Genomic DNA, 25,159 nt, shown 5'->3' on the forward strand with positions numbered 1-25,159 from the left:
TATGTTGCGATCTTTATTCTGGTTACTGTTAGCAGCAAACGCCGGTCTGGCGGCCTTTCAGATGGGCTGGCTCGGTCACTGGACGCTCGATACCCGCGAGCCTGAACGCCTGAAACAACAGCATCATGTGAATCTGCTCAAGCAGGTTTCGGCCAGTGCGGCCAGCGCACCTGCTCCGGATTCCGCAGACACTGATGCCGCCAAAACAGACGCTGAAGGCGAGAAAAAAGCAGAAACGAAAGCTGACGGCAAAACCGATACAAAGCCAGACACCAAAGCGGATGCCAAGCCCGAAGCCAAACCGGAACCCAAAGCTGAGAAAAAGCCTGAACCCTTGGCCTGTATGGAAATCGGCAATTTTCAGCAAAGCGATCTGGCAAAGGTGGAAGAGAAATTACGCACGCTCGGTCTGGGCGACCGTCAGACCCGTGTGAATATCAGCGAAACCGCGACCCACATGGTGTATATCCCGTCGCAGGGCAGCAAAGAAGGCGCGGATAAAAAAGTCGGCGAACTGAAACGTATCGGCGTTGGCGATTACTTTGTGATTCAGGATCAGAGCGCGCTGAAATGGAGCATTTCGCTCGGCGTGTTTAAAACCGAAGAAGCTGCCAAACAGCATTTAGCGCAACTGAACAACAAAGGTGTACGTACCGCCCGCATCATGCCGCGTGCGGTCAGCTCCACCCGTTTTGCTTTCCAGTTCCGTCAGGTCACAGCGGATGAGCAAGCCAAATGGGACAGCATCAAAGCCAGCCTGCCAGCCTTCGATACCCGCAGCTGCCAGGACAATAAAACCACCCGTCAGCAGTAAGATCCGGCCTGATCTGCCCGAAAGCCCGTTGCCAGCGCAGCGGGCTTTTTTCATGGGCGATGGTGATTACTTTTGGTTTGCCTCGCCCGTCTGACACCACAGGCTCGCCAGAGCGCCTGAAACCCGCTCAAAACGCCCCGAATGCGGTGTTCAGCATAGCAACCCCGCTGTCGTCGGCAGAAAGTCCGGGCTTGCGGAAATCGCGGATGCGGATAACGGCATAGCCGGGTGTGGTTCGTGCCGGTGCAGACGGAAACGCTGGCCATGATGCTGACAAAGGCACCGACGCCAATGCAGTTGAAAACACAGGCGCCACTTTGAATAAAAAAAGCCCGGAACCAGTCCGGGCTTTTTTGTCAGGCGAGAAAGAATGACAGCAGGCGCTTATTCTTTGATGCCCCACTGATCCAGCATCCAAGCGAAATTGAAGGAAGCTTCTTTCAGCGCGTCGTAACGGCCGGAAGCGCCGCCGTGGCCGGCGTCCATATTCATTTTCAGCAGCAACGGATTGTTGTCTGTTTTCAGGGTACGCAGTTTGGCCACGTATTTGGCGGGTTCCCAGTACATGACCTGACTATCGTTGAGGCCGGTGGTGACCAGTATCGCCGGATAGGCTTTTTTCTCCAGATTGTCGTAAGGCGAATAGCTGCGCATGTAGTCGTACGCAGCTTTTTCGTTCGGATTGCCCCATTCCAGATACTCACCTGTGGTCAGCGGCAGGCTGGCATCCATCATGGTGTTCATCACATCCACAAACGGTACGGCAGCGTGAACGGCTTTGAATAAATCCGGACGCAGATTGGTCACAGCACCCATCAGCAAACCACCGGCACTGCCGCCCTGAATAATCAGGCGGTCGCGGCTGGTCCAGCCGTTTTTGGTCAGGTATTCTGCGACGTCGATGAAGTCATAGAAAGTGTTTTTCTTTTTCATCAGCATGCCGTCGTCATGCCAGTGTTCACCCATTTCTGTGCCGCCACGGATGTGAGCTTGTACATAGATCACGCCGCGATCCAGCAGACTGAGGCGGGCCAGCGAGAACGATGGTTCCATCGAAATACCGTAGCTGCCATAGGCGTACAGCAACAGCGGTGCTTTGCCGTTCAGTTCCACGCCTTTTTTCATGACGGCCCAGGCCGGTACGCGCACGCCGTCACGCGCAGTCACCCAGATACGGCGTGCTTCGTAGCGGCTGGCATCATAGCCGCCCAGCACTTCCTGTTGCTTCAGGACTTTGCGCTGACCGCTTGCCAGATCGACTTCCATCACCGTAGAGGGGGTGACCGGCGACTGGTAATTGATGCGCATGGTGCCGGAACGGTATTCCGGTGTGCCGGTGTTCATCGCCAGATAGACCTGATCATCAAACGCGATGGTTTTCCAGTTCTTTTTCGTAAAATCGTAAATGCGGATACGGTTCAGCGCCTGCGATTTTTCTGCCACGGCCAGATAGTTTTCAAACACTTCAAAACCGGTGATCAGGCCATCGTTCTGGTGTTCGGCAATCGTGGTCCAGTGCGCCTCATCCGGTGTGGCAACCGGTGCAGACACCAGACGGAAGTTACGTGCATTGCGGTTGGTGCGGATCAGGAACTGACCTTTGTGCGAATCGGTATCGTAACGGTGACCGGTTTGACGACCCAGCACCGAGCGCATCGTCGTCGTTGGTTTATCAGCCGGAATCGCCCAGTCTTCGGTGGTATCGGTACTTTGCGCATGCACGATCACAAACGCGCGGTCTTTGGTGGTGCCGACTTCCAGCGCGAATTGTTCAACCGCTTCGTAATACACTTGCTCAGGCTGACTGCCCAGTTTCAGGCGGAATAAGCGGTCAGAACGTTTGGTGACCGGATCTTCCTGTGTATAAAACAGGGTTTGATTGTCCGCCGCCCAGGCCACGCTGGTCACACGCTCAACGGTATCGCTGAGCACTTTACCGCTGCGTAAATCTTTAACTTGCAGACGGAACTGGCGGAACCCGGTGTAATCCACCCAGTACGCGATCAGATTCGCATCCGGACTCAGCGACGTGCCGCCCATGCCCATGAATTTCTGACCTTCTGCCAGCGCATTGCCATCCAGCAGAATTTCTTCTTTGCCATTCACATCGTCCTGACCATTTGCAGCTGCAGGACGGCGGCAGTAAAACGGATATTGCTTACCGGCTTCAAAACGATTGTAGTAATAGTAGTTGCCGCGACGTACCGGCACCGACAGATCGGTTTCTTTCATGCGGGCGCGGGTTTCCTGAAACAGCTTATCGGCCAGCGGTTTCACGTGCGCGGTCATCGCATCGGTGTAGGCATTTTCTGCTTTCAGATAGTCGATGACTTTCGGGTCGTCTTTTTTATGCAGCCAGCGGTAAGGATCAGTCACCGTTTCGCCGTGGCGGACTTCCTGCCACTGACTGGTTGCAGCGACCGGCGGCTTGACGCTGTCGGTATTGGAAGCGGCCATACTGACTCCTCCCTGCAGACTCATCAGGCTGACGAATCCTGCGATGGATAAATGTCGGATTTTCATATTTTTCTCATGGAAAGGATTGGATCGCCGCCAGCGCGGCACTACAATGGACTGCAATTTGTATAACTAGTTCCGGAAACGCTGTGCACGGAACAATGATCGGGAGAATAAAAAATGCAGAAATCACGGTGGATGCTGGCAGCGCTGTTGTTATGTGCCGGTGTGGCACATGCCGATGAAAACAAAGCACAATGCGACGCAGGAAAAGGCAGCTATATGACTGCTACGGTGGTGAAAGGGCCGAAATTCACTTCCGGCAAATTTCTGAAAGGCGTTGAACTGTCGCATACCCATCTGAAAGTCAAGCCGGACGGCAGCAATGATATTTACGATGTGGCGATTGATAACGTCTTCGCCCAGGGTTACGAAAAAAACAGCAAGCAAGTGCCGGAATCGCTGGCGCAGATCCGCACCGGCGACAAACTCGCACTGTGCGGCCAGCTGTATGACGATGGCAGCAAAGGTATTCACTGGGTGCATACCAATTGCGGTGCAGCACCAACACCGCAAAAGCCGAACGGCTTTATCAAAATCATCGAAAGCGATGGTAGCAGCGATAATTTTGAAAACGTCACAACCTATTGTGATTTATGGGGTAAGCAGCGTAAACGCTGATGAAGCCGGGATGGATTCTCGTAGCCGGGTTCATTCCTGATGCTTGAATAATAAGAATTTTACGGACAGATAATTCCCCAGCATGCCGGCAATACTGCCGGCAGCCACACCAAGCACAGGGAATTCGCGCACGGTAGCGGAAACCAGTGTCAGTACCACATAGCAGCCGTAATTGACGGCACCGCCTGCCAGCATCAGCGACACATAACGCAGAAATTCCTGCCACAAGGATAATCCACTGTGTTTGTTACGGAATGTCAGGCTGCGGTTAATCAGCCAGGTGGTGAAAACGGCGCAGGCAAACGACAATGCCCGGCCGCCGTAGTAGCCCAGCGCAGGCTGACACAGGTGCAGGATGCCGGCATCAACGATAAATCCGGCCGCGCCTGCCAGCGCGAACCGGAAAAATTCTTTACTGAGCATGGCGACGACGCAAATCCAGACGGGGTACTGATAAATAAGCGAGACGTTTCATTTCATGTCGTCCACGGGTGACGTTGTCCAGTATCAGACCGCATAAAAATGACAGCAAACCGGCCAGTAATAAACCAAAACTCAGAATAGCAGTCGGTAAACGCGGCACATCACCAGCGTTTACATAATGCGCTAGTATCGGGAAAAACAGCAATAATGAGACGCACGCCAGTAAGCCTCCGATCAGACTGAAAAAATGCACCGGACGTTCTGTCATGTAAAAACGCATAATGGTGCAAAGAATGCGAAAACCGTCTTTGTAGGTCGATAATTTACTGACTGAGCCCTCCAGACGTGCGCCGTAGCGTGTCTGAATTTCACCATAAGGCATACGTAGTTCCAGTGCATGTATCGTCAGCTCTGTCTCAATCTCAAAGCCCTTGGCCAGGGCAGGAAATGATTTCACAAAGCGGCGTGAGAATGCACGATAACCAGAAAGCATATCGGTGAACTCACCACCAAAAATGGTGCTGACTGAGCGCGTCAGTAACTGGTTACCCCAGCGGTGACCCGGACGGTAATTTTCCGCTTCACCCTCATCTATGCGGCAGCCAACTACCATATCCAGATTCTGATCAATCAGTGCTTGCATCAACGCGCGCGCTGAGGATGCATCATAGGTTGCATCGCCATCTACCATGATGTACACATCGGCATCCACATCGGCAAACATGCGGCGTACGACATTGCCTTTGCCCTGCTGGTGCGCCGTAATTACTGTTGCTCCGGCAGAGCGTGCAACGGTGCAGGTGTTATCTGTAGAGTTATTGTCGAACACGTAAATTTCTGCATCCGGCAAGGCAGCACGGAAATCATCGATGACTTTGCAGACACTGATTTCTTCGTTGTAGCAAGGAATCAGAACAGCAACGCGGGGTTGTAAATAGGAATCGTTCATGTCGGGCACGCAGTCGTAGAGTCAGGGTTGCGGATCAGTATCGCTTTTCCATCAGAGTTCTGACGCGCTGTCAGAGTCAGGCAGCGGAGGGATAACTGTTCCGGCAGATGTATCGAAAATCCGTTTAATAATGGAATCGGAGTTTGCTGATCGTCACCATCCATGATGGATTCAGCAGGTGAGAGCTGATATATGCGAGCTGCATTTGCCGTATCAGCAGAAACGCCGTTGATTTGAAAAACAGTATTGCTCAGTAGAAAATCAGCAGGCAGCCAGCCTTTCAGTATCAGACCGTGTTCATTGTTTGTCACGATAAAGCGACCACCGGTGGTGAGTTGTGCTGTGTTGCTAACCGCCAGACTGACACGATGTGGTATGCCAGGCTGAAAATGCGTGAGCGGAATTACTACGACATCCAATCGCGGGCTGTAAGGCTGAGTAATGTCATCCAGCTGTAAATGCGAGTAGCGATTAAATACCTGCAGCCGCTGCCCTTGCTGCATTGCAGGAAACTGGGCAGCCCAATAAGCCAGATGTGGCACGGGTGTGACATGTGTGACCGAGCGGAAGCCAGCACCGTTCAGTGTCGCCCCGATAAAACCGCTGGCTGCCAGAACACCCTGATTATCATTTTGCATTTGCCGCAAACTACTGAGTACCTGTGTTTGCGGTAAATGAAAAATCGGCCAGGCAGATTGCAAGGGATTGAACCGGCCAAACACAATGAATGCAAGCAGACAAGAGATAAGTGCCAGATGGTGTTTCAGTTTGTCCGTTTTTTTGTGAACCAGCAGCAGACAGATAAGCAATATCCCGAGGAAAATCAGGTCTTCCCAGACGATGTAGCCTGCGCCATATTTGAACAGCAGCCAACAGCCGATAGTCAGAGCTGTAAATATGCCGGTACGCGCTAAGCTTATCCGCAATTGTGCATGTTTCAGGATCAGAACCGCGATGAAAGTCATCAGAACTCCGCTCGCAAATTGCATGCGTACCGGCGGAATGTGATCCCACAGGAATATTTTGCCCGCCCAGGCTGGCAGCGGTAACAAGATCCAGGCACACATCATGGCCAGTCCAGAACCTGCGATGCGCAACTGACGACCCAGTGCAGTGGTTTGCATTGATGTACGCAATGCACGGAGATCAGTAAAACACATTAACAGGGGGAACAGGTACATCCCGACTGCGCCGGTTTCGGAAATATTGGTATCAGTCAGAGGGCGGTAAAGACGATCAAAACTAATGGCAGGAAAAAACCATGAAGCTGCAACCTGGGCTGAGACGCCACCGCCTCCCACATGGCGGCCACCCGGATATAAAGTCGTCGCAGTCTGGCTCAGGTAATCCCATAAATACCATACAGTCGTTCCGGCTGCTGCAGCACCAGCCATCAGCACGGCAGGAAGGGTGGATTTGCGGAACAGATCAGGGCGTACTGTCAGCATATAAATAATGCCGACAAAGGCCAGTGAGACTTGTACGGGCGGGTAGAAATTGGTCAGTAGCCAGCTTGCGGCCAACCAGTATCCGGTCAGTGCACGCAACCAGAGTGGCCAGCTGGTCATCCAGGGCAGCAGTACCCATGGAAACAGTGCGAAAACAGGACCTTTTTCATTCCACCAGAACTGTGAGAACCCAGTCAGATAAAGATTCATGCTGATGATAACGCTGAGTCCCGCACTGAGTCCGGCTTTGCGAAACAGCAGTGCATATCCTGCGATAAATAGCACAAAGATCAGATACCAGTGCAGAGAGTAAGCGTAAGCTGGATCCGTTAGCAAATACGCCCACATGGTCGGTTTAAGTGCCATGCCCCAGTCAGCAATTGGCATACCGTAATTGATGCGCAAATCTTCCTGATACAAAGAAGTTTTGTTATAGCGCTCTAAATGATTGTTGACTGTTGCCTGTGTCAGCGGCGTGACGACAGACCATTCGTCGCTGCGCACCGGACGCGGCTTACCCGCGACAATACCGGTTTGCGGTGATTGCCAGAATTGTTCCAGGACAAAACCGTAGGAAGAAGGACTCCAGCATTGGCTGACATATAAAGCGCCGAACATCAAAGCCAGTGTTGCAGCAAGCATGCGCGGTTTGCGTAACAGCGCTGAAAAAAAATCTGTCATAGTGATCCGACAACCTGATTATCTGAAGTGAAAAAACTACCGTTGGCAGACCACTTCGGAAAACTCTTGAAAATAGCATAAGTACGCGGTTTTGCGATATGTCGATTAAGCAAGATTTGTGCTGGGGCTCCGTAAGATGCGTATTTTGATACCAGGAAAATCGATTAATTCTCAAAAAATGGGAATTTAATCTTGTGATTCCTGATTTCTGTGATTAGCATGCATTGATTCTTTTTTTGTGTGTAATCTGATGACTTTCTCTCCAACCGAACGTGCGTTACAAATTCTGGCCTTGTTAGCAAGGGCCGCAGAGCCGGTATCGGCGCGTGCAATGGTGGAGGCGCTGGATGTACCTTTGAGTACCGTTTATCGTCATTTACAGATATTGAAAAAATGGGGCTGGGTGCAGGAACATGCGCATACTGGTTTGTATGAGCCAGGACCGATGTCGGTGCAACTGGCGCACGGTTTTGATCAGCATTCCTGGCTGATGCAAGCAGCCCGACCAGAACTTGAGGCTTTGTCTTCCCGTACTGGTGAAAGTGCTGGATTGTTGTGCTTCCTTCATGGGCATATTGTTTGTCTGGATCTGGTCGAGAGTCAGTATGCTTTGCGTTGCAGCTTTGTCAAAGGCGTGGCGCGCTCGACGATACGTGGTGCCTCGGCCAAAGCCTTGCTGGCACATTTGCCGGAGGCACTGGTGCAACCCTTGCTGGTGGAAGCTTTGCCGGATACGGCGGATCAGCCGGGTAATACGGCGGTGATGCAATTCAGTGCATGCCTGCAGCAAATCCGCGAGCGCGGTTATGCGGTCAGTGAGCACGAAGTTGATCAGGGTGTCTGGGGTGTCAGTGCGCCGGTATTGCTGCCACGCGCACAACTGATCGCCACGGTATCGCTGATGGCACCATCGCAACGTGCCAGCCATCACATCACGGAATGGATACAACAGACTTGTCTTGCCGCTGACCGCATACGGCAGCGCTTACTTCACCGATAAGGAAACATCATGTCCGAAGTTTTTACTTTCCGCGCCGGTTCGGTGCCCTTGCTGATTTCCATGCCGCATGTCGGCACACAGATCGCACCGGAAGTGCAGCAACAATTATTGCCGGAAGCGGCGGTGCTGGCGGATACCGACTGGCATTTGCCAGCGCTGTACAACATGGCGGAACAGCTGGGTGCCTCGCTGCTGGTAGCGCAGCAATCGCGCTATGTAATTGATTTAAACCGCGCGCCGGACAATGCGAATCTGTATCCGGGACAAGACACAACAGGCTTATGTCCGGTCGATACATTTCATAAACAAGCCTTGTATGCAGAAGGTAAGCAGCCGGATGCACAGGAAATCCAGCGCCGTATTGACACTTACTGGCAGCCGTATCATCAGCAATTGCAAAGCGAGTTACAGCGTCTGAAACAGCAGTTCGGTACAGTGGTGTTGTGGGATGCACATTCGATTGCTTCGGTCGTTCCGCGCTTTTTTGAAGGCAAATTGCCGGATCTGAATTTTGGTACGGCAGACGGTAAATCCTGTGATGCCGGATTATCCGCAGCGCTGGCTGGTGTATTGCAGACCTCAGCTCATGCGCAGGCCTATTCGCATGTTTTTAACGGACGCTTCAAAGGTGGTTATATCACACGCCAGTATGGTCAGCCGCAGCAAGATATTCACGCAGTGCAGCTGGAAATGGCGCAGTGTGTGTATATGAATGAAAGCGCACCGTTTATATATCTGCCTGACAACGCTGCGCAGGTACAACCGTTGCTGCAGGAATTATTGCAGGCTTGCGTGAACTGGGCGCAAGCACAACAGAAAGGCTGAACCGTGTCTGAAAAAAATACTTTATACGCGCAACAGGCATATCTGCCACAGGGCTGGACAGAGAATGTACGTTTGCACTGGGATGCAAGCGGCACGCTGACACAGCTGGAAACCGGTGTGGCGCAACAAGTGGGTGAAGCCAGTGCTGAACTGGTGCTGCCGGGTATCACCAATCTGCATTCGCATGCGTTTCAGCGAGCGATGGCAGGGTTGACTGAAGTGGCAGGCGATAGCAAAGACAGCTTCTGGACATGGCGCGAACTGATGTATCGCTATGCACTGCAATTGCGTCCGGATCAGCTGGAAGCCATCGCTGCGCAGTTGTATATGGAATGTCTGCGTCACGGTTATACCGGTGTATGTGAATTCCATTATTTACACCGCGCCCCTGGTGGTGACTGGTATGACAATCCGGCTGAAATGTCGGAACGCCTGCTGGCTGCAGCCGACAGCGCCGGTATCGCGATCACGATGCTGCCGGTGTTGTACAGCTACGCGGATTTTCTGGAGCAGCCTTTACGTGAAGATCAGCGCCGCTTCCGTACCGATGAAGACAGCATTCTGGATCTGATCAGCAGGCTGGAGCGTTTCCGCTCTGCGCAAGTCGAAGTCGGTGTTGCACCACATTCCCTGCGTGCCACTACCACAGAGCAGATAGGTCGCGTACTGGCAGCCATGCCTGCTGACCGTCCGGTGCATATCCATATCGCGGAACAAATGCGCGAAGTCGATGCATGTGTCGCCGCCCACGGCAAACGTCCGGTGGCTTTGCTGACCGGGGATCTGGCAGTGGATAGTCGCTGGTGTCTGGTACATGCAACCCATCTGGATGCTGCCGAAGTCACGGCGATTGCACAATCCGGCGCGGTTGCGGGTATTTGCACCACGACCGAGGGAAATCTGGGCGATGGCTTCTTCCCGTTGCCTGAATATCTGGCGCAGGGCGGGCGTTTCGGTGTCGGCAGTGACAGCCATGTCTCACAAAGTCCGGTGGAAGAGTTGCGCTGGCTGGAATATGGTCAGCGTTTGCGCTTGCAGGGCCGCAATATTGCGCACAGCGCGGAGCAGAAGCGGGTCGGCGATTTCCTGTGGCAACAGGCGCTGGCGGGTGGCGCACAAGCCAGCGGCCGCCGCACCGGCCAGTTACAGCCCGGTTATCAGGCTGATCTGGTGGTGCTGGATGCAGAACATCCGAATCTGGCCAATTTACCGGTGCAGCAAGTGCTGAATACCTGGTTGCTGGCCGGTAACGATAATCTGGTGCGCGATGTGTATGCCGGCGGACACAAAGTGGTATCAGACGGACGTCATATCCGTCAGGATGCGATTCAGCACAGTTATCGCGCCTGTATGCGTGCTTTACGCACTGCCTGAGAGTACGAAACGGCTTAAACGGTAATCCCGTTGTCTGATTACCGGTGTGTGTTGAAACTAAACTATTGTTTAATGGTCTGACAGCCTGTGATGTTGCATCACAGGCTGTTTTTTTGTGTCCTGAGTGCAAAAAAATGTAAAAAAATACTTTTTTTGCTATATTGCCCGACACCGCAATCCCGGTGTGGTCTGCAGCAAGCACGCTGCAAACTTCAAAATTTTTACAGAAAGAACTGGATACACCATGAAATTGAAACCCGTTTGCTTTGCAATTGCGCTGGCATTCAGCGCTGTTTCAGCAATGCCGGCTCTGGCTGCTGCGCCAAAAGCGTCGGCAGCTGCAGCGGCGACCGCTGCTACTTCCGTGGAAGGGATCACAGAATACCGTCTGGCCAATGGCCTGCGCGTGTTGCTGGCGCCGGATGCATCCAAGCCAACCACAACAGTCAATGTGACGTATCTGGTCGGTTCCCGTCACGAAAGCTATGGTGAAACCGGTATGGCTCACTTGCTGGAGCACATGGTGTTTAAAGGCACCAAAGCGCGCGGCAACATCATGCAGGAACTGAGCAAACGCGGTATGCAATTCAACGGTACCACTTTCTACGACCGTACCAACTACTTCGAAACTTTCCCGGCTTCTGACGATAATCTGCAATGGGCGCTGGAAATGGAAGCAGACCGTATGGTCAATTCCCGTATCGCCCGCAGCGATCTGGATACTGAATTTTCCGTTGTGCGTAACGAAATGGAAATCGGCGAAAACAATGCTTTCCGCGTACTGTGGAAACAACTGGCCGCTGTGACATTTGACTGGCACAACTACGGCCATAACACGATCGGCGCGAAAGCCGACGTGGAAGGCGTGAAGATCGATAATCTGCAAGCGTTCTACCGCAAATACTATCAGCCGGACAACGCTGTGCTGATGGTGGCAGGTAAATTCGATGTGAAGAAAACGCTGGAACTGATCGAAAAGAACTTCGGCAAACTGGCAAAACCAACACGTCAGCTGGAAAAAACCTGGACCCGCGAAGCACCGCGTGACGGCGTGCGTGAAGTGACTGTACGTCGCGTCACTGACCAGCAAATGGCTGCTGTACTGTATCCGACCTCCGCTGGCAGCCATCCGGATGCCGCAGCGATTGCTGCAGTCAGCCACATTATCGGTAATGCACCGAATGGCCGTTTGCATAAAAAACTGGTGGATACAAAAATGGCGGTTGGCGTTGGTGAAATGCCTTTCAGTCTGGCAGAACCGGGCTATGCGATGTATCTGGCCGTGCTGAGTAAAGATCAGAGCATGGATCAGGCTAAAAAAGTACTGGTCGATACCGTCGAAGGTTTTGCGAAACAACCAGTAACCGAAGAAGAACTGAAACTTGCAAAAACTTCGCTGCTGAACGACATTGAAAAAACCATCAATGATCCGCAAAAGCTGTGCGTTGCGATGTCTGAATCGATCGCACTGGGCGACTGGCGCATGTTCTTCATCGAACGTGACCGCATCGAAGCACTGAAACTGCAAGATGTACAACGTGTTGCGCTGAATTACTTCAAAGAAGATAACCGCAGCTTCGGTCAGTATATTCCTGTAGCGAAACCGGAACGCGCTGAAATTCCGGATACTCCGGATGTGGCAAAACTGGTGGATGGCTATAAAGGCCGCGCCGCAGTGGCAGCCGGTGAAACCTTCGATACCAGCACTGCAAATATCGATAAACGTACCGAAAACACTAAACTGGCAAACGGTGCAAAAGTCAGTCTGCTGAGCAAGAAAAACCGCGGCGAAACCGTCAGCGGTGCGGTCACTCTGCATCTGGGTACTGAACAAAGTCTGATGAATCAGTCCGTGAATATGGATGTTGCGGTTGATATGCTGATGCGCGGCGCAGGCAAATACAGCCGTTCTGATATCGCCAGCCGTCTGGAAGAACTGAAAGCGAAACTCAGTGTTTCTCACAGCGGTCAGAATGTGAATATTCAGTTTGAAACCGTGCGTTCTAATCTGCCGCAACTGATCGAACTGATGTCCGACATCCTGCGTCGTCCGACTTTCCCACAGACAGAATTTGATACGCTGCAAAAAGAAAATCTGGCAGCGATTGAAGCCCAGCGTAATGAGCCACAGGCAGTCGCATCGAACGCGCTGAAACGCCTGAGCAACACCGGTTATCAGCCTGGTGACATCCGTTACGATTACACGCTGGAAGAATCGCTGAAACTGTACAGTGCCGCCAAACTGGATGACGCGAAAAACTTCTATCAGCAATTCCTGGGTGCAGACAATGCAGAGTTCTCCATCGTCGGTGACTTTGACAATGCGCAGATCAAAGAAGCGCTGAACAAAGCCTTTGGCGACTGGAAATCGAAACAAACGTATCAGCGCGCACCGTTGCTGAAAGCACAGGCGAAAGCCAGCACCGAAAGTTTTGAAACACCGGATAAAGCCAATGCGATGTATCTGGCTGTTCTGCCGCTGGCAATCAGTGACAGCACTGCAGAAGTGCCGGCACTGAAAGTGGCGAACCAGATTCTGGGTGAAGGTATCAAATCCCGTCTGTTTAACCGTCTGCGTCAGAAAGACGGCATCAGCTACGGTGCAGGCAGCCAGCTGGCAGTCAATTCTCAGGATCCGGCATCCCGTCTGCTGGTGTACGCAATGTTTGCACCGCAAAATCTGGATAAGCTGAAAGCCGGTGTCAAAGAAGAGCTGGACCGCTTCGTTAAAGACGGTATCACTGCGGAAGAGCTGGATGAAGCGAAAAAAGCGATCCAGCAGGAAACCAAAGTGATCCGTGCACAGGACAAAGTACTGGCTAACTACTTGCGCAGCAATGCCAATCTGGGTCGCACGATGAAATGGCATGAAGAGCGTGATAACAAGCTGCAGGCAGTGACACTGGATCAGGTCAATGCCGCGATCCGCAGCATGATCAAGCCTGAACTGCTGTCTCATGTGTACGCAGGTGATTTCGCCGGTGCTGCGAAAAAAGCGGCTGCACCGAAGTAATCTGCTGAAAGCGTGCTCGTCAGGTGGCCGACAGTCTGCCTGACAATCTGAGGCATAAGTCACACAGCAAAAGGTATCTACTGATACCAACAAAAACCGCCCGCCGGAGTTATCCGCCGGGCGGTTTGTTTTTGCCTCGTGATCCGGTAAAGCCTTTCACGGAACCGTGGTCGTTATGCAGAACTCCGCATTTTGATTTTACGGAGGCCCGCACTTTCTGCCGACGACAGCGATTTTGCTATGCTGAAATCCGCAAACAGGCCTTTTCGAACCATTTCTGGCCATTTCAGACGGCTGCAGGTGGCTTCACGAGGCAGGGGTGCTTGAAGAGCAGAGTCCGGGGAAGGAGGGGCTTGAGTCAGCAAGTGCATTTGCTGGCAGAAGGTGTGAGATACGAACTCACGCGCCAGTGCGACACCGCTGCCTTGTCGTGCAGCGGTGTCAGCAGCGGACTCAGGTACCGGTTTTCGGCTGGTCGTTATTGTGATCTTGCGGCACAGCGACCGGTGCATCTTCTTCTTTCTTGCTGAAGAATTTGCGGGCTGCCATGCCCAGACCAATCACGCCGGCAATCGCCAGTTTGGCAAATTTGGCGAGGAAAGCGACGATGATCGCGAAAAAGCCGAGTTTTTTCGCGGCGACACCGGCAATCAGTGCGGCCAGTCCGTATTCAGCCACTTTGTCGGTCGCCGGATTAAAGTCAGCGTAGCGTTTGCTTTCGTTAAACTGCAGACTATCCAGTATCGTTTGTGCCTGGGCTTTATCCGTCGCGATCTGGCTGGCGGAAGTAATCATATTCACGCTGATATAACCTTCACGTCCCAGCGCATAGGTGTTGTAGTTGACGCCCGGATCAGGATCTTCACCTTGCTTTAATTTGGCAAGAATGGACCAGACCAGACGATGGCTGGCAGCATCGTAACGCGGTGCTTCTGCCCAGCGATCAACCATAATCGCTGGAATGCCCATTTTTTCGCGTTCTTTGTTTTGCTCTTCCGTGCCTTCTTTCAGGCTTTTCAGCAAATCATCGGCATTCCAGTTTTTCGCATCATCATCTTTGATGTAACCGGATTTTTCCCATTTAGCGACCGCCATCCACTGGCCTTCGCGCGGGAAAATCAAACCCAGTGTGGTCGGGTCATTGTGATTACCCATCGCCTGCATAATGCGTCCGGCTTCCGGCATCGGGATATAAATCTGATTGGCGGGCAGTTTCAGATCGGCCTGATCGTTCAGATGAATGACGGCCGGGCCATCTGTTTTTACTTTGGCAGCGGCATCGTAGGCAGCTTGCAAAGCCACTGCACGCGGATCGGTTGGTGCAGAAGATTGTTGTGCCTGAGCCGGTACGGCAAGGCTGGCGCTGAGTAGCGCGGAAATGCTGAAAATACGCAGATAAGACATGGTTTTCCCTGAAAAAAAAGACGCCGGTACATTGCCGGCGTCATGTCAACAATTTATAACATCACCATCTTTGTGCAGATGACATCATTTTTGCAATCTATTTAAGATGAATTGTTGTTTCTTTATCAGGTGAATGTTGCGCGGAAAAGCTTCAGGCTTTCTTCGCGCTGCGCAGACGTTCTGCTGCGTAACGCAGCATGGTGACGGTGGTTTCCCAGTCCACGCAGGCATCGGTGACCGAGCAACCGTATTTCAGCTGACTCAGATCTGCCGGAATCGATTGATTGCCGGCTGCCAGATTTGATTCAATCATCACGCCGACAATATTCTGATTACCGTTGGCAATCTGATTAACCACATCGGCCATCACCAGCGGTTGCAGTTCCGGTTTTTTGTAGCTGTTGGCGTGTGAGCAATCGATCACGATATTCGGCGGCAGTTTGGCTTTCACCAGCGCCTGCTGTGCCATCGCGACCGAAACCGTATCGTAATTCGGGCGGTCACCGCCGCCGCGCAGCACTACGTGGCCATGCGGATTGCCGCTGGTGCGGACAATGGAAACACGGCCCTGTGCATTCAGACCGAGGAAAGAATGCGGATGCGATGCCGACAGAATCGCATTGATCGCGATACCGATGTCACCGTCGGTGCCATTTTTAAAACCGACCGGCGTGGATAAGCCGGATGACATTTCGCGGTGAGTCTGGGATTCGGTGGTACGTGCGCCGATCGCTGTCCAGGTGATCAGATCACCCAGATATTGCGGCGAAATCGGGTCCAGTGCTTCGGTCGCTGTTGGCAAGCCCAGTTCACAGACATCCAGCAGGAACTGACGTGCTTTTTCCATGCCTTCATTGACACGGAAAGAATCATCCATATACGGATCATTGATGAAGCCTTTCCAGCCGGTGGTGGTGCGTGGTTTTTCAAAATATACACGCATGACCAGCACCATCACATCTTCCAGTTCTGCCTGCAGGGCTTTCAGTCGGCGCGCGTAATCCAGACCGGCGACCGGATCGTGAATCGAGCATGGCCCCACCACCACAAACAGGCGCGGGTCTTTACGTTCCAGAATCGCGCGCAGTGTGTTGCGGCTTTGTTCTACGACGCTGCCAGCGGTTTCGCTGAGTGGCAGTTTAGCGTGCAGTTCTTCAGGCGTCGGCATATTGTCGAACGCGCTGACGTTAATGTTTTCCAGTATTTGCGTCATGTTAAATACAATCTTAAAAAATAAATGCAGCAAGTGCGGACTGCATATCAGCCGTGACCCGCCCGCCGTGAAGGCGCAGGATACGGATGAAATGAAGTCTGTGACTTCTGCGGTTCATCAGAGCATGTTTGCCGTGTCAGCCACGGATAATGGCTTCAGTGCTGCCTGACCCGGGGTCCGGGCTGCGCAGGGTGGAGCAAGGGGCTGGCCCTTGCAGGCAGTGGTGCCGGTCACACCGTGGCGGGTAGCCACCGTATCCGGTTCTAATCCACATTATTGCCCGAATTCCTGATGCGGCGCAAAAAGCTGTGTAATCCGCAGTTTTGGCGCGGAAAGCAATCACAGCTTTGTTGCAAAACCGTTGTTTGCAATGCTTGTCAGACAAAACTGCTGCGGCAGAAAATTCGCATAACTGTTTTCCCTGTCTTGCTTTGCCTGTGGAACAATACCAGTTTTTTGCAGGAACTGCAGATGTTGAACCCTACACAGATCGCTTTCTTCCGTGAGCATGGCTATCTGGTGCTGCCGGGTCTGGCAGACCAGGCATACTGTCAGCAGATTGTTGCGGATGCACAAGCCGCGCTGGCCAGTCATTGCGGTGAGATTGAATACGAAGCGGATACCCGCTATCCGGGCGCACCGGCATCGCGTGATGCGGAAGGTGGCATGACAGCGCGTCGTTTGCTGCAGGCATATGCGCGCAGTCCGGAACTGGCGCAGTGGGCCACCGGCGCGCAGTTGGCCGCACCGTTGATCAGTCTGCTCGGCGAAGGCGCTGCTTTGTCGCAGGCACATCACAACTGCATCATGACTAAGCAGCCGCGCTATTCCACAGCCACCGGCTGGCATCGCGACAGCCGTTACTGGCAATTTGCGCGTGCCGATCTGGTTTCCGCATGGCTGGCCTTGCGGAATGAAACAGTGGAAAACGGTTGTCTGTGGGTGATACCGGGAACGCACAAACTGACGCTGCATGAAGGCCAGCTCGATGATTTGCAGTTTCTGATCAAAGATCATCCGGACAATCAGGATTTACTGAAACAGGCCGTGGCCGTACCTTTGCAGCAGGGCGATGTGTTGTTGTTCCACAGCCAGTTATTCCACGCGGCAGGGAATAATCAGACGCAGCAGACGAAATTCTCGCTGGTGTTCACGTATCATGCCGCAGACAATCCGCCGTTGCCGGGCAGCCGTTCTGCCCGTCTGCCGGATATTCCGCTGACCCTGAACTGAACCTGTATGCTGCCTGCACGACTCGTTTGCCTGCTGAGTTTTACCCTGTTGCACGGCGTATCTGTCGCGGCGCTGCAAACCGTGCCGCTGTGTCAGGGTTTATCGCTGGATATTCTGCCACCGGCTCAGCGTTTGCAGCAGCCAGCGCCTGTGGTGGTGGTTGTGCACGGCGGTGGCTGGATAGGCGGCAGCCGTCAGGATTATCCGGAGTTGCTGCAATGGCTGAGTCAGCAAGGCTATGTTGCTGCCGCCGCTGAATACAGGCTGGCGCCTGCAGCACGCTTTCCGGCCCAGATCGAAGATATGAAATGTGTGCTGGGCTGGTTGCAGCAACATGCAGCGCAATACGGTGGCGATGGCAAACGTATGGCAGGCATCGGTATTTCTGCCGGAGCGCATTTGCTGGCCTTATCGCAGACTACGCCCGGCCGGTGGGAAACAACGAACACTTCGCCTTTGCGTTGCGCAGCATTGCACGGTGCGCCGCTGGATTTACCCGCCTGGTGGCAAACTGCTGATCCTGACCGGCAGGATATGATGTCGCCGCGTGTGATGCTGAAAGCGCTGACGGGCGCAGCATATCCGCAGGCTGCTGCGCTGTATCAGAAAGCCAGCCCGCAATGGCAACTGGATCAGCGAGATAAGATCAAACGCCGCAAGGAAGCGCTGCCGGCACTGTTACTGATTCATGGTGAACAGGATCAGACCGTACCACTTTCGCAATCACAGCGTTTTACGGCCAGCTATCAGCAAGCCGGAGGACGCGCAGAATTGATGACCCTGGCAGACACTGGTCATATCGGATTTGGTACGCATAGCCGCAGCGTCGCAGAAAAGCTACGGCAATTTCTGCAAACCTGTACCAAATAAGCGTTAATACCAGTTTTTCGGCAGATTTATACGTACTCTGTGCCAGAATCAGTCCATCATTTCTGAGCCTGATATCTATGAGTGCTGTGTCTTCACCTTGTCTTCAAGCGTTAGCTGTTATCCGTTATGTGGCGCTTGCTACTTTACTATGCACCGGATTGCCGGCAGCAGCACTCGAATATCAGGTATTTACTCAGGAAACACCGGACGGACAATGTGCCGGCCCAGTGCCATCGGATACGACCCGGAATTTACTGGACTTCATCAGCGCTACGGAACAATTACAACTGAAACGGGTGTGTCTGCCGTGGCCGCGGGCTCTGAAAATGGTGGAGCAGGGCGAGGGATTAATTTTTGGCATCAGCAAAAACAAAGAACGTGAGAAAACCCTGCATTACTCACAGCAGGTTGTGACGCGGTATATTTTTGTCGTGACCCGTGCTGATGCGCAGTTTCCGGTGAAGAGTCTGCAGGACTTAAAAGGTAAAGTGATTGGTGTGCCACGCGGATTTCAGTTCACTGATGAATTCGAAATGATGCGCGACAAAGTATTTAAGCTGGAGCAGGATCACCCGCAGCCAATTTCACGTATTTATAAATTATTATTTAAACGCATGGATGCCGCACTGTTTGCCAGTCCGGTTGCCAATCCTGCGTGGATAGAACGTCGTTTACAAACGATACGTGATCAGCAACCTGCCGGTGTCGGCGGGCTCGATGATGTGAAGCTGGTCGCATCGCCGGAACCGCTGATGGCAGATACGCTGCATTTTGCGATTCGTGCCGATAAAGATCAGGGCTTGATTGATCAGATAAATCACGGCTTAATGCGTGCCCGTAAAGCCGGCATACTGGATGAGCCACCGGGGAAATGAGTTATCGCCGGATACAAAAAAGCACGCTTTGACAGCGTGCTTTTTTATTTCCGCATGGAATGCTGATTCGGATTTTAAAATATCAATATCAATATCAATACAAATATTGATAAATAAAAATCAGATGCCGGTTTCCAGTGCGATCAGTTCCTGTATCGTCTGGCGACGGCGTATCAGTTTCACCTGATCCTGCTCCACCAGAATTTCCGGTAGCAGCGGACGGGAATTGTAATTCGATGACATGCTGGCGCCGTAAGCACCGGCATCGTGGAATACCAGCAAATCGCCGATTTCTGCCACCGGCAGATTTTGTGTGGTCACAACGCCGCCGTCTTCCTGCGTGAATACGTCGCCGGATTCGCACAGCGGACCCGCCACCACGGTTGGCTGCAATGCTCCTGTGCGCTCCTGCCCGTCGCGGGTGCACACGCTTATGCGGTGGTAACTGCCATACATGGCCGGACGCGCCAGATCATTAAAGCCGGCATCCACCAGCGCAAAGAAATTATTCCCCGCCTGCTTTTGCGCACGCAATTCCGCCACCAGCAAACCTGATTCAGCAACCAGAAAACGACCCGGTTCAATTTCCATACTGATCGCATGACCAAGATGCGCTTCGATTTCGCGGCGGGCTGCCTGCCAGACTGTGAAGTAATGATCGGTATCGACTTCCGCTTCACCGTCGCGGTAAGGAATCGACAAGCCACCGCCAACGGAAATCGCTTTCAGATCACGGCCCAGCGACTTGACTTGCGCCACCATCGCGTCGCCGACTGCCTGCAGATGGCTGTAATCCACGCCGGAGCCGATGTGCATATGCAAGCCCTGCAATTGCAAGCCATACTGATCGATGATCGCCAGTGCCTGATCCAGATTGCTGTGCCAGATTCCATGCTTGCTTTGCTCGCCACCGGTATTGGTTTTACGGCTGTGGCCATGACCAAAACCGGGATTGATACGCAGCCAGACCGGATGGCCGGGCTTGGCTTTACCGAGTTGTTCGAGCATCTGCGGGCTGCCGCAGTTAACCGGAATATTCAGTTCCGTCACGCGCTGTATCGCTGCCTGATCCAGTACGTCAGCTGTAAATACAATCGGTGCATGATCAGTCTGCGCCAATGGATCAAAACCCGCTGCCAGCGCACGTTCCACTTCACCCAGCGAAACGGAATCGACCAGCACGCCTTCTTCGCGCATTAATTTCAGAATGTGAATATTGCTGCAGGCTTTCTGCGCAAAGCGAATCACATCAAAGGCACGCAGGCGTGCAATCTGCGCGCGGATCACGCTGGCGTCATACACCCAGTACGGCGTCTGATACTGATCGGCAAGGCTGGCCAGCTGGCTGGCGGAGAGGCGGGCTTTCATGGTTTTCCTTGAAATTCGAAGCAAGTGTTGTACGCTACTCTAACAATTTGCACGCGATGCTTGAATAGGATTTCATAAGTGATCAGGCTCTGATAAGGTGTACTCATCGGGAAAAACGGTGATTTGCTTATGAATTCCAAAATCGATCAGTTTGATCAGAAAATTTTGTCTTTATTGCAGCAGGATGCCCGTATGTCACATGCGGAAATCGGGCGGCAGGTGCATCTGAGTCAGCCTGCGGTGTCAGAGCGCATACGCAGACTGGAATCCAGCGGCGTAATCCGCGGTTACCGCGCAGAGGTCGATCCGAAAGCGTTCGGCTATCAGATGACAGCGATGATCCGTATTTCGACGCAACAGGGCAGACCGTACACGCAATACGTGACACAAAGTCCGGAAATTATTGATTGCTACACCGTCACCGGCGAAGACGGCTGCGTGATGAAAGTGCTGGCAACCGATGTTGAACATTTGCAGCGCCTGATTAATCAGCTCAATGCATTCGGTTCTACTTCTACCGCGATTGTGCTGACCACTCACGTTAATGGCAAAGTGATTACACCGCCGTCCGTTTAGGAGCTTCGATGAAACCTTCTGTTCATATCAGCCTGTTGTGTTTGCTGAGCTGTATCAGTCTGGCTTCTTATGCAGATGATGAAAAAGAGGATGGCGTCACACCTTACCGGCCTTCAGTATCGAACACCGCATTTTTACCGCAAACCGGACAGCTCGAACTGGAAGCCGGTTTCACGCGCAGCCGCAGTGACGGCTTGTATCGCGACAGTGTGCCGTATCTGCTGAAGCTGGCTTTCAATCCGCGCTGGGGCGTGCTGCTCGGTGGCGATGCACATCTCCGTCAGCAGAATGATGACGGCAGCACGCAGCGCGGCATCGGCGATACCAGCATCACCCTGAAATATGCGTATGCGCTGGACGACAAACGTGCGCTGGGGCTGGAATTCGGCAATAAGCTGCCGACCGCGAAATTCGGTCTGGGCAGCGGCAAAACCGATTATGTGCTGAATGGCATCTGGAGTTATGACGATGGCAGCCGTGCGCTGGATATCAATCTGAATACCAGTCGTCTCGGTTTTGCAGAACCGGGAAGCTCAGCATGGCAAACCGGTTTGTCTGCGGCTGCATCTTGGAGCGTGGCGGAGAAAACCGATCTGACCGCAGAACTGAGCACTGCCTACCGGCGCGGCACTGCCAGCCAGCACCAGTTGCTGATGGCGGTATCATACAGCCCGACCCCGAAAATGACGCTGGATATCGGCTTCACACGCGGTCTGGCGGCTGGCAGTCCGGACTGGAGCGTATTTACCGGTATCGTGATACCGCTGGGAAAATTGTTCTGATGCGTATCATGCAGGGAAGGGAAGCGGCGCACAGTTTTCCGTAACACGGGTACAATGCGCTTGCTCCTTTGTCAGGATTATTGATCATGCTGAAGTCTCTGAACGCCCGTCATTTTCGCTTGTTTATCGTGTTTGTTGCGCTCGCAGCGGGTGCTTTGCTGTGGGCACTGAATGTCGCGCGCAATGCACAACCGGTGATGCCGCCGGTCAGCTTTACCAATCTGCAGGGCCAGAAAATCAGCAGCGAACAATTGCGCGGCAAAGTCGTGATGGTGAATTTCTGGGCCACATCCTGCTCCACCTGCGTCGCAGAAATGCCGGACATGGTGCGGACCTATCAGAAATACCATGATAAAGGTCTGGAATTTATCGCCGTGGCGATGCAGTACGATCCGCCGAACTATGTACTGAACTTCACCGAAACCCGCCAGTTACCGTTTCAGGTAGCACTGGATGTGGACGGTGGACTGGCCAAAGCCTTCGATGGTGTGCGCATGACACCCACCACTTTCGTGATCGACAAAAAAGGCAAAATCCTCAAGCGTTATATGGGGCAGCCTTCGATGGAAGAGTTACACAAAATTCTGGAAACCGCGCTGAAAGCCTGACGCCGGATCATCCCCAAAAAACGGAGCCTGTTCGGCTCCGTTTTTGTTTCTGCTCTCTACTCACCGCTAACCGCAGTTCTGACCGCTCTGTTGATTCACTGCTGAACACAGTACCGGACTGCTACTCTTTTTTGCTGGCTTAGTCTTTTTCAGCAAACATCCCGCTGCGCCGCCATCAGGCCGGATTGTCTGCATTCCGTAGCGTTGATTGTGCAGAACTCCGCATCAGCAATTTTCAGACAGCCAGACTTTCTGCCGACGACCGCCAGAGTGCTATGCGAAAATCCGCATTTCGGGCACTTTCAGGTGGTTTCAGACAATTTCGGGCAATTCGCGCAACGCCGGATGATGATGAATGATTGCCAGTAATGACAGCTGAGCACTTGTGATGGTCTTTGTGGAGGCAGCGTGCCGGTTGCTGATGGTGGTACAAAAAACCGGCACCGCAGCAGACAAATAAAAAACCGCGCCGTAGCGCGGTTTGTGTCTGGCCGGTGTTATGTCAGCCGGCGATGTGGTTACCTGATTCAGCGGCGTGAATCAGCGTTTGCGTACCACGACGCAACCGATAGAGTAACCGGCGCCGAACGAGCAGATGACGCCTTGCTGGCCGCTTTGCAGATCGTCCTGATATTTGTGGAAAGCGATAATCGAACCGGCAGACGAGGTATTCGCGTATTCGTTCAGAATGGTCGGTGATTCTTCCGGTGTTGCGTCGCGGCCCAGAATCAGGCGGGCGATCAGCAGGTTCATGTTCAGGTTGGCCTGATGCAGCCAGAAACGGCTGATATCGTTGACCGCCAGACCGGCTTGCTGCACGGTAGTGGTGATCACTTCCGCCGCCATAGGGCAGACATCTTTGAATACTTTACGGCCTTGCTGACGGAACAGTTTGTCAGGCTGACCAACACCGCTTTCATCGGCGCGGTTTAAGAAGCCGAAGTTATTGCGGATATTGTTGGAGAACTGAGTTTTCAGTTTCAGGCCGACGATTTCAAACTGATGTGCAGAAGTTGCCAGATCAGCGCGCTCAATCAGGATCGCGGTACAGGCATCACCGAAAATGAAGTGGCTGTCGCGGTCGCGCCAGTTCAGGTGGCCGCTGGTAATTTCTGGATTCACGACCAGTACGGCACGTGCCTGACCGGACTGAATTGCGCCGACCGCTGCCTGAATGCCGAAGGTGGCGGAAGAGCAGGCAACGTTCATGTCGAAACCGTAACCGTCGATGCCGAGTGCATTCTGAATTTCGACGGCCATTGCCGGATAAGCACGCTGCATATTCGAGGCGGCGCACAGTACGGCATCCACATCAGCGGCGGTTTTACCGGCACGTTCCAGCGCCTGACGGGCAGCGGCAACGGCCATTTCGCACATGATGGATTGTTCGTCATCCGCACGTTCCGGAATGCGCGGCACCATGCGCTTCACATCCAGTACGCCTTCTTTGTTCATCACATAACGCGACTGAATACCGGAAGCTTTTTCGATAAAAGCGGTGCTGGAACCTTCCAGCGCAGTCAGTTCACCGGCGGCAATCGCAGCGGCGTTGTCGTGGTTGTACTGTTCCACATAGGCGTTGAAACAGGCAACCAGTTCTTCATTGGAAACAGATTCAGCAGGCGTGTACAGACCGGTACCACTGATAACGACTTGATTCATTGCAGGCTTTCTGTAAAGAGCGGCTGGCAGTTTGCGCTGGCAAAACACCGTCAGTCGCCATAGTGTTGGCGGGGCGTAAAAACGCGACTTCGTCGCTTCATTTTACACAGAAGCGATGACATTTCCGGCAGCGGATTACCGAAATAGAGTGCTTGTTCCAAAATGGTGCGCTTGCTGCGGAAATGGACAGCGCTGCTGGAATTTGTGCTCCCGCAGCCTGATAGGGAACTTGCTGCCAGGATCAGACTGTCATGTAGCGACCCGGGCGGTGGTTCAGACTGATCGCCAGATTCAGTGCAAATGCGCCGACCACCGAAGCTGCCAGTGCTTGCCAGCCGACCACGCGGATCGACGCCAGCACGATCAGGATATCCAGACCCATTTGCAGTTTGCCTGCGCGGATGCCACGGGTTTGTTGCAGATACAGCGCCAGAATATTGATGCCGCCAAGGCTGGCCTGATGACGGAATAACACAATAAAGCCGACACCCATCAGCAAGCCGCCGGTCAGCGCCACATAAAACATGGCCAGCGTGTTGTCCTGACTCAGATGAATGATTTTCGGGTGCAGGCCGGACATCAGCGAGACCAGCCCGACCGAACAAAAGGTTTTGATCGTGAATGGCCAGCCCATGCGTTTGAAGGCCAGATAATAGAACGGCAGATTGATGATGAAGAACACCGTACCGAAGCTGTAACCGCTCAGGTAATGCGTCAGAAATGCCAGTCCGGCTGTGCCGCCGGTCAGCAATCCGGCCTGATTGAATAAGGCCACGCCGAGTGAAACCAGCAACGTACCGGTCAGTATCGCCAGTACATCTTCAAACCAGCTGTGCGGCACAAAACGGCGTGTCAGCGGTTTTGCTGCAGGTGGGGGTGTGTGAGAAGTGGTGTCAGACATGG

The 25,159-nt window shown here is 53.1% G+C and carries 21 protein-coding genes; 12 read left to right on the forward strand and 9 right to left on the reverse strand.

Features of this window, described 5'->3' with window-relative positions; genetic code table 11:
* The first annotated feature begins 1 nt into the window (after position 1).
* Positions 2–814, forward strand: coding sequence for an SPOR domain-containing protein (locus KDM89_RS01310; protein ID WP_212686146.1), 813 nt, complete (start codon positions 2–4; stop codon positions 812–814).
* Between the two features lie 384 nt (positions 815–1,198).
* Here KDM89_RS01310 and KDM89_RS01315 read toward each other — a convergent pair whose 3' ends face one another.
* Positions 1,199–3,337: a S9 family peptidase gene (locus tag KDM89_RS01315; protein ID WP_230427610.1), complete on the reverse strand. Its 2,139-nt coding sequence runs from the start codon at positions 3,335–3,337 to the stop codon at positions 1,199–1,201.
* Between the two features lie 114 nt (positions 3,338–3,451).
* Here KDM89_RS01315 and KDM89_RS01320 point away from each other — a divergent pair, with 114 nt between their 5' ends.
* Complete coding sequence (locus KDM89_RS01320; protein ID WP_212686147.1) at positions 3,452–3,952, forward strand: hypothetical protein; 501 nt, start codon at positions 3,452–3,454, stop codon at positions 3,950–3,952.
* 30 nt (positions 3,953–3,982) lie between these two features.
* Here the strand turns inward: KDM89_RS01320 and KDM89_RS01325 are convergent, their stop codons facing one another.
* Genes KDM89_RS01325 through KDM89_RS01335 form a run of 3 tightly spaced genes read right to left on the reverse strand, consistent with a single transcriptional unit; the run spans position 3,983 to position 7,453 of the window.
* Positions 3,983–4,375 (reverse strand): GtrA family protein, encoded by a 393-nt coding sequence (locus KDM89_RS01325; RefSeq protein ID WP_212686148.1) that lies wholly within the window; start codon positions 4,373–4,375, stop codon positions 3,983–3,985.
* A complete protein-coding gene (locus tag KDM89_RS01330; protein WP_212686149.1) occupies positions 4,365–5,324 on the reverse strand; it encodes a glycosyltransferase in 960 nt (319 codons plus the stop codon). The genes KDM89_RS01325 and KDM89_RS01330 overlap by 11 nt, the downstream gene beginning before the upstream one ends.
* Entirely contained in the window at positions 5,321–7,453 is a 2,133-nt protein-coding gene (locus tag KDM89_RS01335; RefSeq protein WP_212686150.1) for a DUF7657 domain-containing protein, read from the reverse strand. Before KDM89_RS01335 ends, KDM89_RS01330 begins: the two co-directional genes overlap by 4 nt.
* Positions 7,454–7,703: 250 nt before the next feature.
* Here KDM89_RS01335 and KDM89_RS01340 point away from each other — a divergent pair, with 250 nt between their 5' ends.
* From KDM89_RS01340 to KDM89_RS01355, 4 genes are all read left to right on the forward strand, one after another.
* Positions 7,704–8,453, forward strand: coding sequence for an IclR family transcriptional regulator (locus tag KDM89_RS01340; protein WP_212686151.1), 750 nt, complete (start codon positions 7,704–7,706; stop codon positions 8,451–8,453).
* 9 nt (positions 8,454–8,462) lie between these two features.
* On the forward strand, positions 8,463–9,278 hold the full coding sequence (hutG, locus tag KDM89_RS01345; protein WP_212686152.1) for an N-formylglutamate deformylase: 816 nt from the start codon (positions 8,463–8,465) through the stop codon (positions 9,276–9,278).
* A 3-nt stretch (positions 9,279–9,281) separates the two neighbouring features.
* Positions 9,282–10,652 carry a formimidoylglutamate deiminase gene (locus KDM89_RS01350; RefSeq protein WP_212686153.1) on the forward strand — a complete coding sequence of 457 codons (1,371 nt, stop codon included), beginning with the start codon at positions 9,282–9,284 and terminating at the stop codon, positions 10,650–10,652.
* Positions 10,653–10,896: 244 nt separating this feature from the next.
* Positions 10,897–13,665 carry a M16 family metallopeptidase gene (locus tag KDM89_RS01355; RefSeq protein ID WP_212686154.1) on the forward strand — a complete coding sequence of 923 codons (2,769 nt, stop codon included), beginning with the start codon at positions 10,897–10,899 and terminating at the stop codon, positions 13,663–13,665.
* A 453-nt stretch (positions 13,666–14,118) separates the two neighbouring features.
* Here the strand turns inward: KDM89_RS01355 and KDM89_RS01360 are convergent, their stop codons facing one another.
* Both KDM89_RS01360 and KDM89_RS01365 read right to left on the reverse strand, forming a co-directional pair.
* The gene (locus KDM89_RS01360) at positions 14,119–15,069 is read right to left on the reverse strand and encodes a DUF2167 domain-containing protein (RefSeq protein ID WP_212686155.1); all 951 of its coding nucleotides are present in this window, start codon (positions 15,067–15,069) and stop codon (positions 14,119–14,121) included.
* Between the two features lie 151 nt (positions 15,070–15,220).
* Entirely contained in the window at positions 15,221–16,282 is a 1,062-nt protein-coding gene (locus KDM89_RS01365; protein WP_212686156.1) for a 3-deoxy-7-phosphoheptulonate synthase, read from the reverse strand.
* A 471-nt stretch (positions 16,283–16,753) separates the two neighbouring features.
* Here KDM89_RS01365 and KDM89_RS01370 point away from each other — a divergent pair, with 471 nt between their 5' ends.
* From KDM89_RS01370 to KDM89_RS01380, 3 genes are all read left to right on the forward strand, one after another.
* Complete coding sequence (locus KDM89_RS01370) at positions 16,754–17,515, forward strand: phytanoyl-CoA dioxygenase family protein (RefSeq protein WP_212686157.1); 762 nt, start codon at positions 16,754–16,756, stop codon at positions 17,513–17,515.
* Between the two features lie 6 nt (positions 17,516–17,521).
* Positions 17,522–18,385: an alpha/beta hydrolase gene (locus tag KDM89_RS01375; RefSeq protein ID WP_212686158.1), complete on the forward strand. Its 864-nt coding sequence runs from the start codon at positions 17,522–17,524 to the stop codon at positions 18,383–18,385.
* 77 nt (positions 18,386–18,462) lie between these two features.
* Complete coding sequence (locus KDM89_RS01380) at positions 18,463–19,260, forward strand: substrate-binding periplasmic protein (RefSeq protein ID WP_212686159.1); 798 nt, start codon at positions 18,463–18,465, stop codon at positions 19,258–19,260.
* Between the two features lie 120 nt (positions 19,261–19,380).
* Here the strand turns inward: KDM89_RS01380 and lysA are convergent, their stop codons facing one another.
* Positions 19,381–20,628: a diaminopimelate decarboxylase gene (gene lysA / locus KDM89_RS01385; RefSeq protein ID WP_212686160.1), complete on the reverse strand. Its 1,248-nt coding sequence runs from the start codon at positions 20,626–20,628 to the stop codon at positions 19,381–19,383.
* 129 nt (positions 20,629–20,757) lie between these two features.
* Here lysA and KDM89_RS01390 point away from each other — a divergent pair, with 129 nt between their 5' ends.
* From KDM89_RS01390 to KDM89_RS01400, 3 genes are all read left to right on the forward strand, one after another.
* The gene (locus KDM89_RS01390) at positions 20,758–21,204 is read left to right on the forward strand and encodes an Lrp/AsnC family transcriptional regulator (RefSeq protein ID WP_189359019.1); all 447 of its coding nucleotides are present in this window, start codon (positions 20,758–20,760) and stop codon (positions 21,202–21,204) included.
* An 8-nt stretch (positions 21,205–21,212) separates the two neighbouring features.
* On the forward strand, positions 21,213–21,986 hold the full coding sequence (locus KDM89_RS01395) for a transporter (RefSeq protein WP_230427611.1): 774 nt from the start codon (positions 21,213–21,215) through the stop codon (positions 21,984–21,986).
* 86 nt (positions 21,987–22,072) lie between these two features.
* A complete protein-coding gene (locus KDM89_RS01400; RefSeq protein ID WP_212686161.1) occupies positions 22,073–22,594 on the forward strand; it encodes a TlpA disulfide reductase family protein in 522 nt (173 codons plus the stop codon).
* Between the two features lie 540 nt (positions 22,595–23,134).
* Here KDM89_RS01400 and KDM89_RS01405 read toward each other — a convergent pair.
* Both KDM89_RS01405 and KDM89_RS01410 read right to left on the reverse strand, forming a co-directional pair.
* Positions 23,135–24,256: a beta-ketoacyl-ACP synthase III gene (locus KDM89_RS01405; protein ID WP_212686162.1), complete on the reverse strand. Its 1,122-nt coding sequence runs from the start codon at positions 24,254–24,256 to the stop codon at positions 23,135–23,137.
* A gap of 241 nt (positions 24,257–24,497) precedes the next feature.
* Positions 24,498–25,157: a YitT family protein gene (locus KDM89_RS01410; protein WP_212686163.1), complete on the reverse strand. Its 660-nt coding sequence runs from the start codon at positions 25,155–25,157 to the stop codon at positions 24,498–24,500.
* Positions 25,158–25,159 lie beyond the last annotated feature (2 nt).

The sequence above is a fragment of the Cognatundibacterium luofuense genome (assembly GCF_018139685.1).
Classification (GTDB): domain Bacteria; phylum Pseudomonadota; class Gammaproteobacteria; order Burkholderiales; family Burkholderiaceae_D; genus Undibacterium; species Undibacterium luofuense.

Bases quoted from the DNA above. Each gene is read 5' to 3' on its own strand.
- KDM89_RS01310 (WP_212686146.1), top strand. From the start codon at position 2: ATGTTGCGATCTTTATTCTGGTTACTGTTAGCAGCAAACGCCGGTCTG.
- KDM89_RS01400 (WP_212686161.1), top strand. From the start codon at position 22,073: ATGCTGAAGTCTCTGAACGCCCGTCATTTTCGCTTGTTTATCGTGTTT.
- KDM89_RS01365 (WP_212686156.1), bottom strand. From the start codon at position 16,282: ATGACGCAAATACTGGAAAACATTAACGTCAGCGCGTTCGACAATATG.
- KDM89_RS01315 (WP_230427610.1), bottom strand. From the start codon at position 3,337: ATGAAAATCCGACATTTATCCATCGCAGGATTCGTCAGCCTGATGAGT.
- KDM89_RS01340 (WP_212686151.1), top strand. From the start codon at position 7,704: ATGACTTTCTCTCCAACCGAACGTGCGTTACAAATTCTGGCCTTGTTA.
- KDM89_RS01360 (WP_212686155.1), bottom strand. From the start codon at position 15,069: ATGTCTTATCTGCGTATTTTCAGCATTTCCGCGCTACTCAGCGCCAGC.
- KDM89_RS01335 (WP_212686150.1), bottom strand. From the start codon at position 7,453: ATGACAGATTTTTTTTCAGCGCTGTTACGCAAACCGCGCATGCTTGCT.
- hutG (WP_212686152.1), top strand. From the start codon at position 8,463: ATGTCCGAAGTTTTTACTTTCCGCGCCGGTTCGGTGCCCTTGCTGATT.
- KDM89_RS01325 (WP_212686148.1), bottom strand. From the start codon at position 4,375: ATGCTCAGTAAAGAATTTTTCCGGTTCGCGCTGGCAGGCGCGGCCGGA.
- KDM89_RS01330 (WP_212686149.1), bottom strand. From the start codon at position 5,324: ATGAACGATTCCTATTTACAACCCCGCGTTGCTGTTCTGATTCCTTGC.
- KDM89_RS01355 (WP_212686154.1), top strand. From the start codon at position 10,897: ATGAAATTGAAACCCGTTTGCTTTGCAATTGCGCTGGCATTCAGCGCT.
- KDM89_RS01370 (WP_212686157.1), top strand. From the start codon at position 16,754: ATGTTGAACCCTACACAGATCGCTTTCTTCCGTGAGCATGGCTATCTG.
- KDM89_RS01405 (WP_212686162.1), bottom strand. From the start codon at position 24,256: ATGAATCAAGTCGTTATCAGTGGTACCGGTCTGTACACGCCTGCTGAA.
- KDM89_RS01395 (WP_230427611.1), top strand. From the start codon at position 21,213: ATGAAACCTTCTGTTCATATCAGCCTGTTGTGTTTGCTGAGCTGTATC.
- KDM89_RS01390 (WP_189359019.1), top strand. From the start codon at position 20,758: ATGAATTCCAAAATCGATCAGTTTGATCAGAAAATTTTGTCTTTATTG.
- lysA (WP_212686160.1), bottom strand. From the start codon at position 20,628: ATGAAAGCCCGCCTCTCCGCCAGCCAGCTGGCCAGCCTTGCCGATCAG.
- KDM89_RS01375 (WP_212686158.1), top strand. From the start codon at position 17,522: ATGCTGCCTGCACGACTCGTTTGCCTGCTGAGTTTTACCCTGTTGCAC.
- KDM89_RS01410 (WP_212686163.1), bottom strand. From the start codon at position 25,157: ATGTCTGACACCACTTCTCACACACCCCCACCTGCAGCAAAACCGCTG.
- KDM89_RS01320 (WP_212686147.1), top strand. From the start codon at position 3,452: ATGCAGAAATCACGGTGGATGCTGGCAGCGCTGTTGTTATGTGCCGGT.
- KDM89_RS01380 (WP_212686159.1), top strand. From the start codon at position 18,463: ATGAGTGCTGTGTCTTCACCTTGTCTTCAAGCGTTAGCTGTTATCCGT.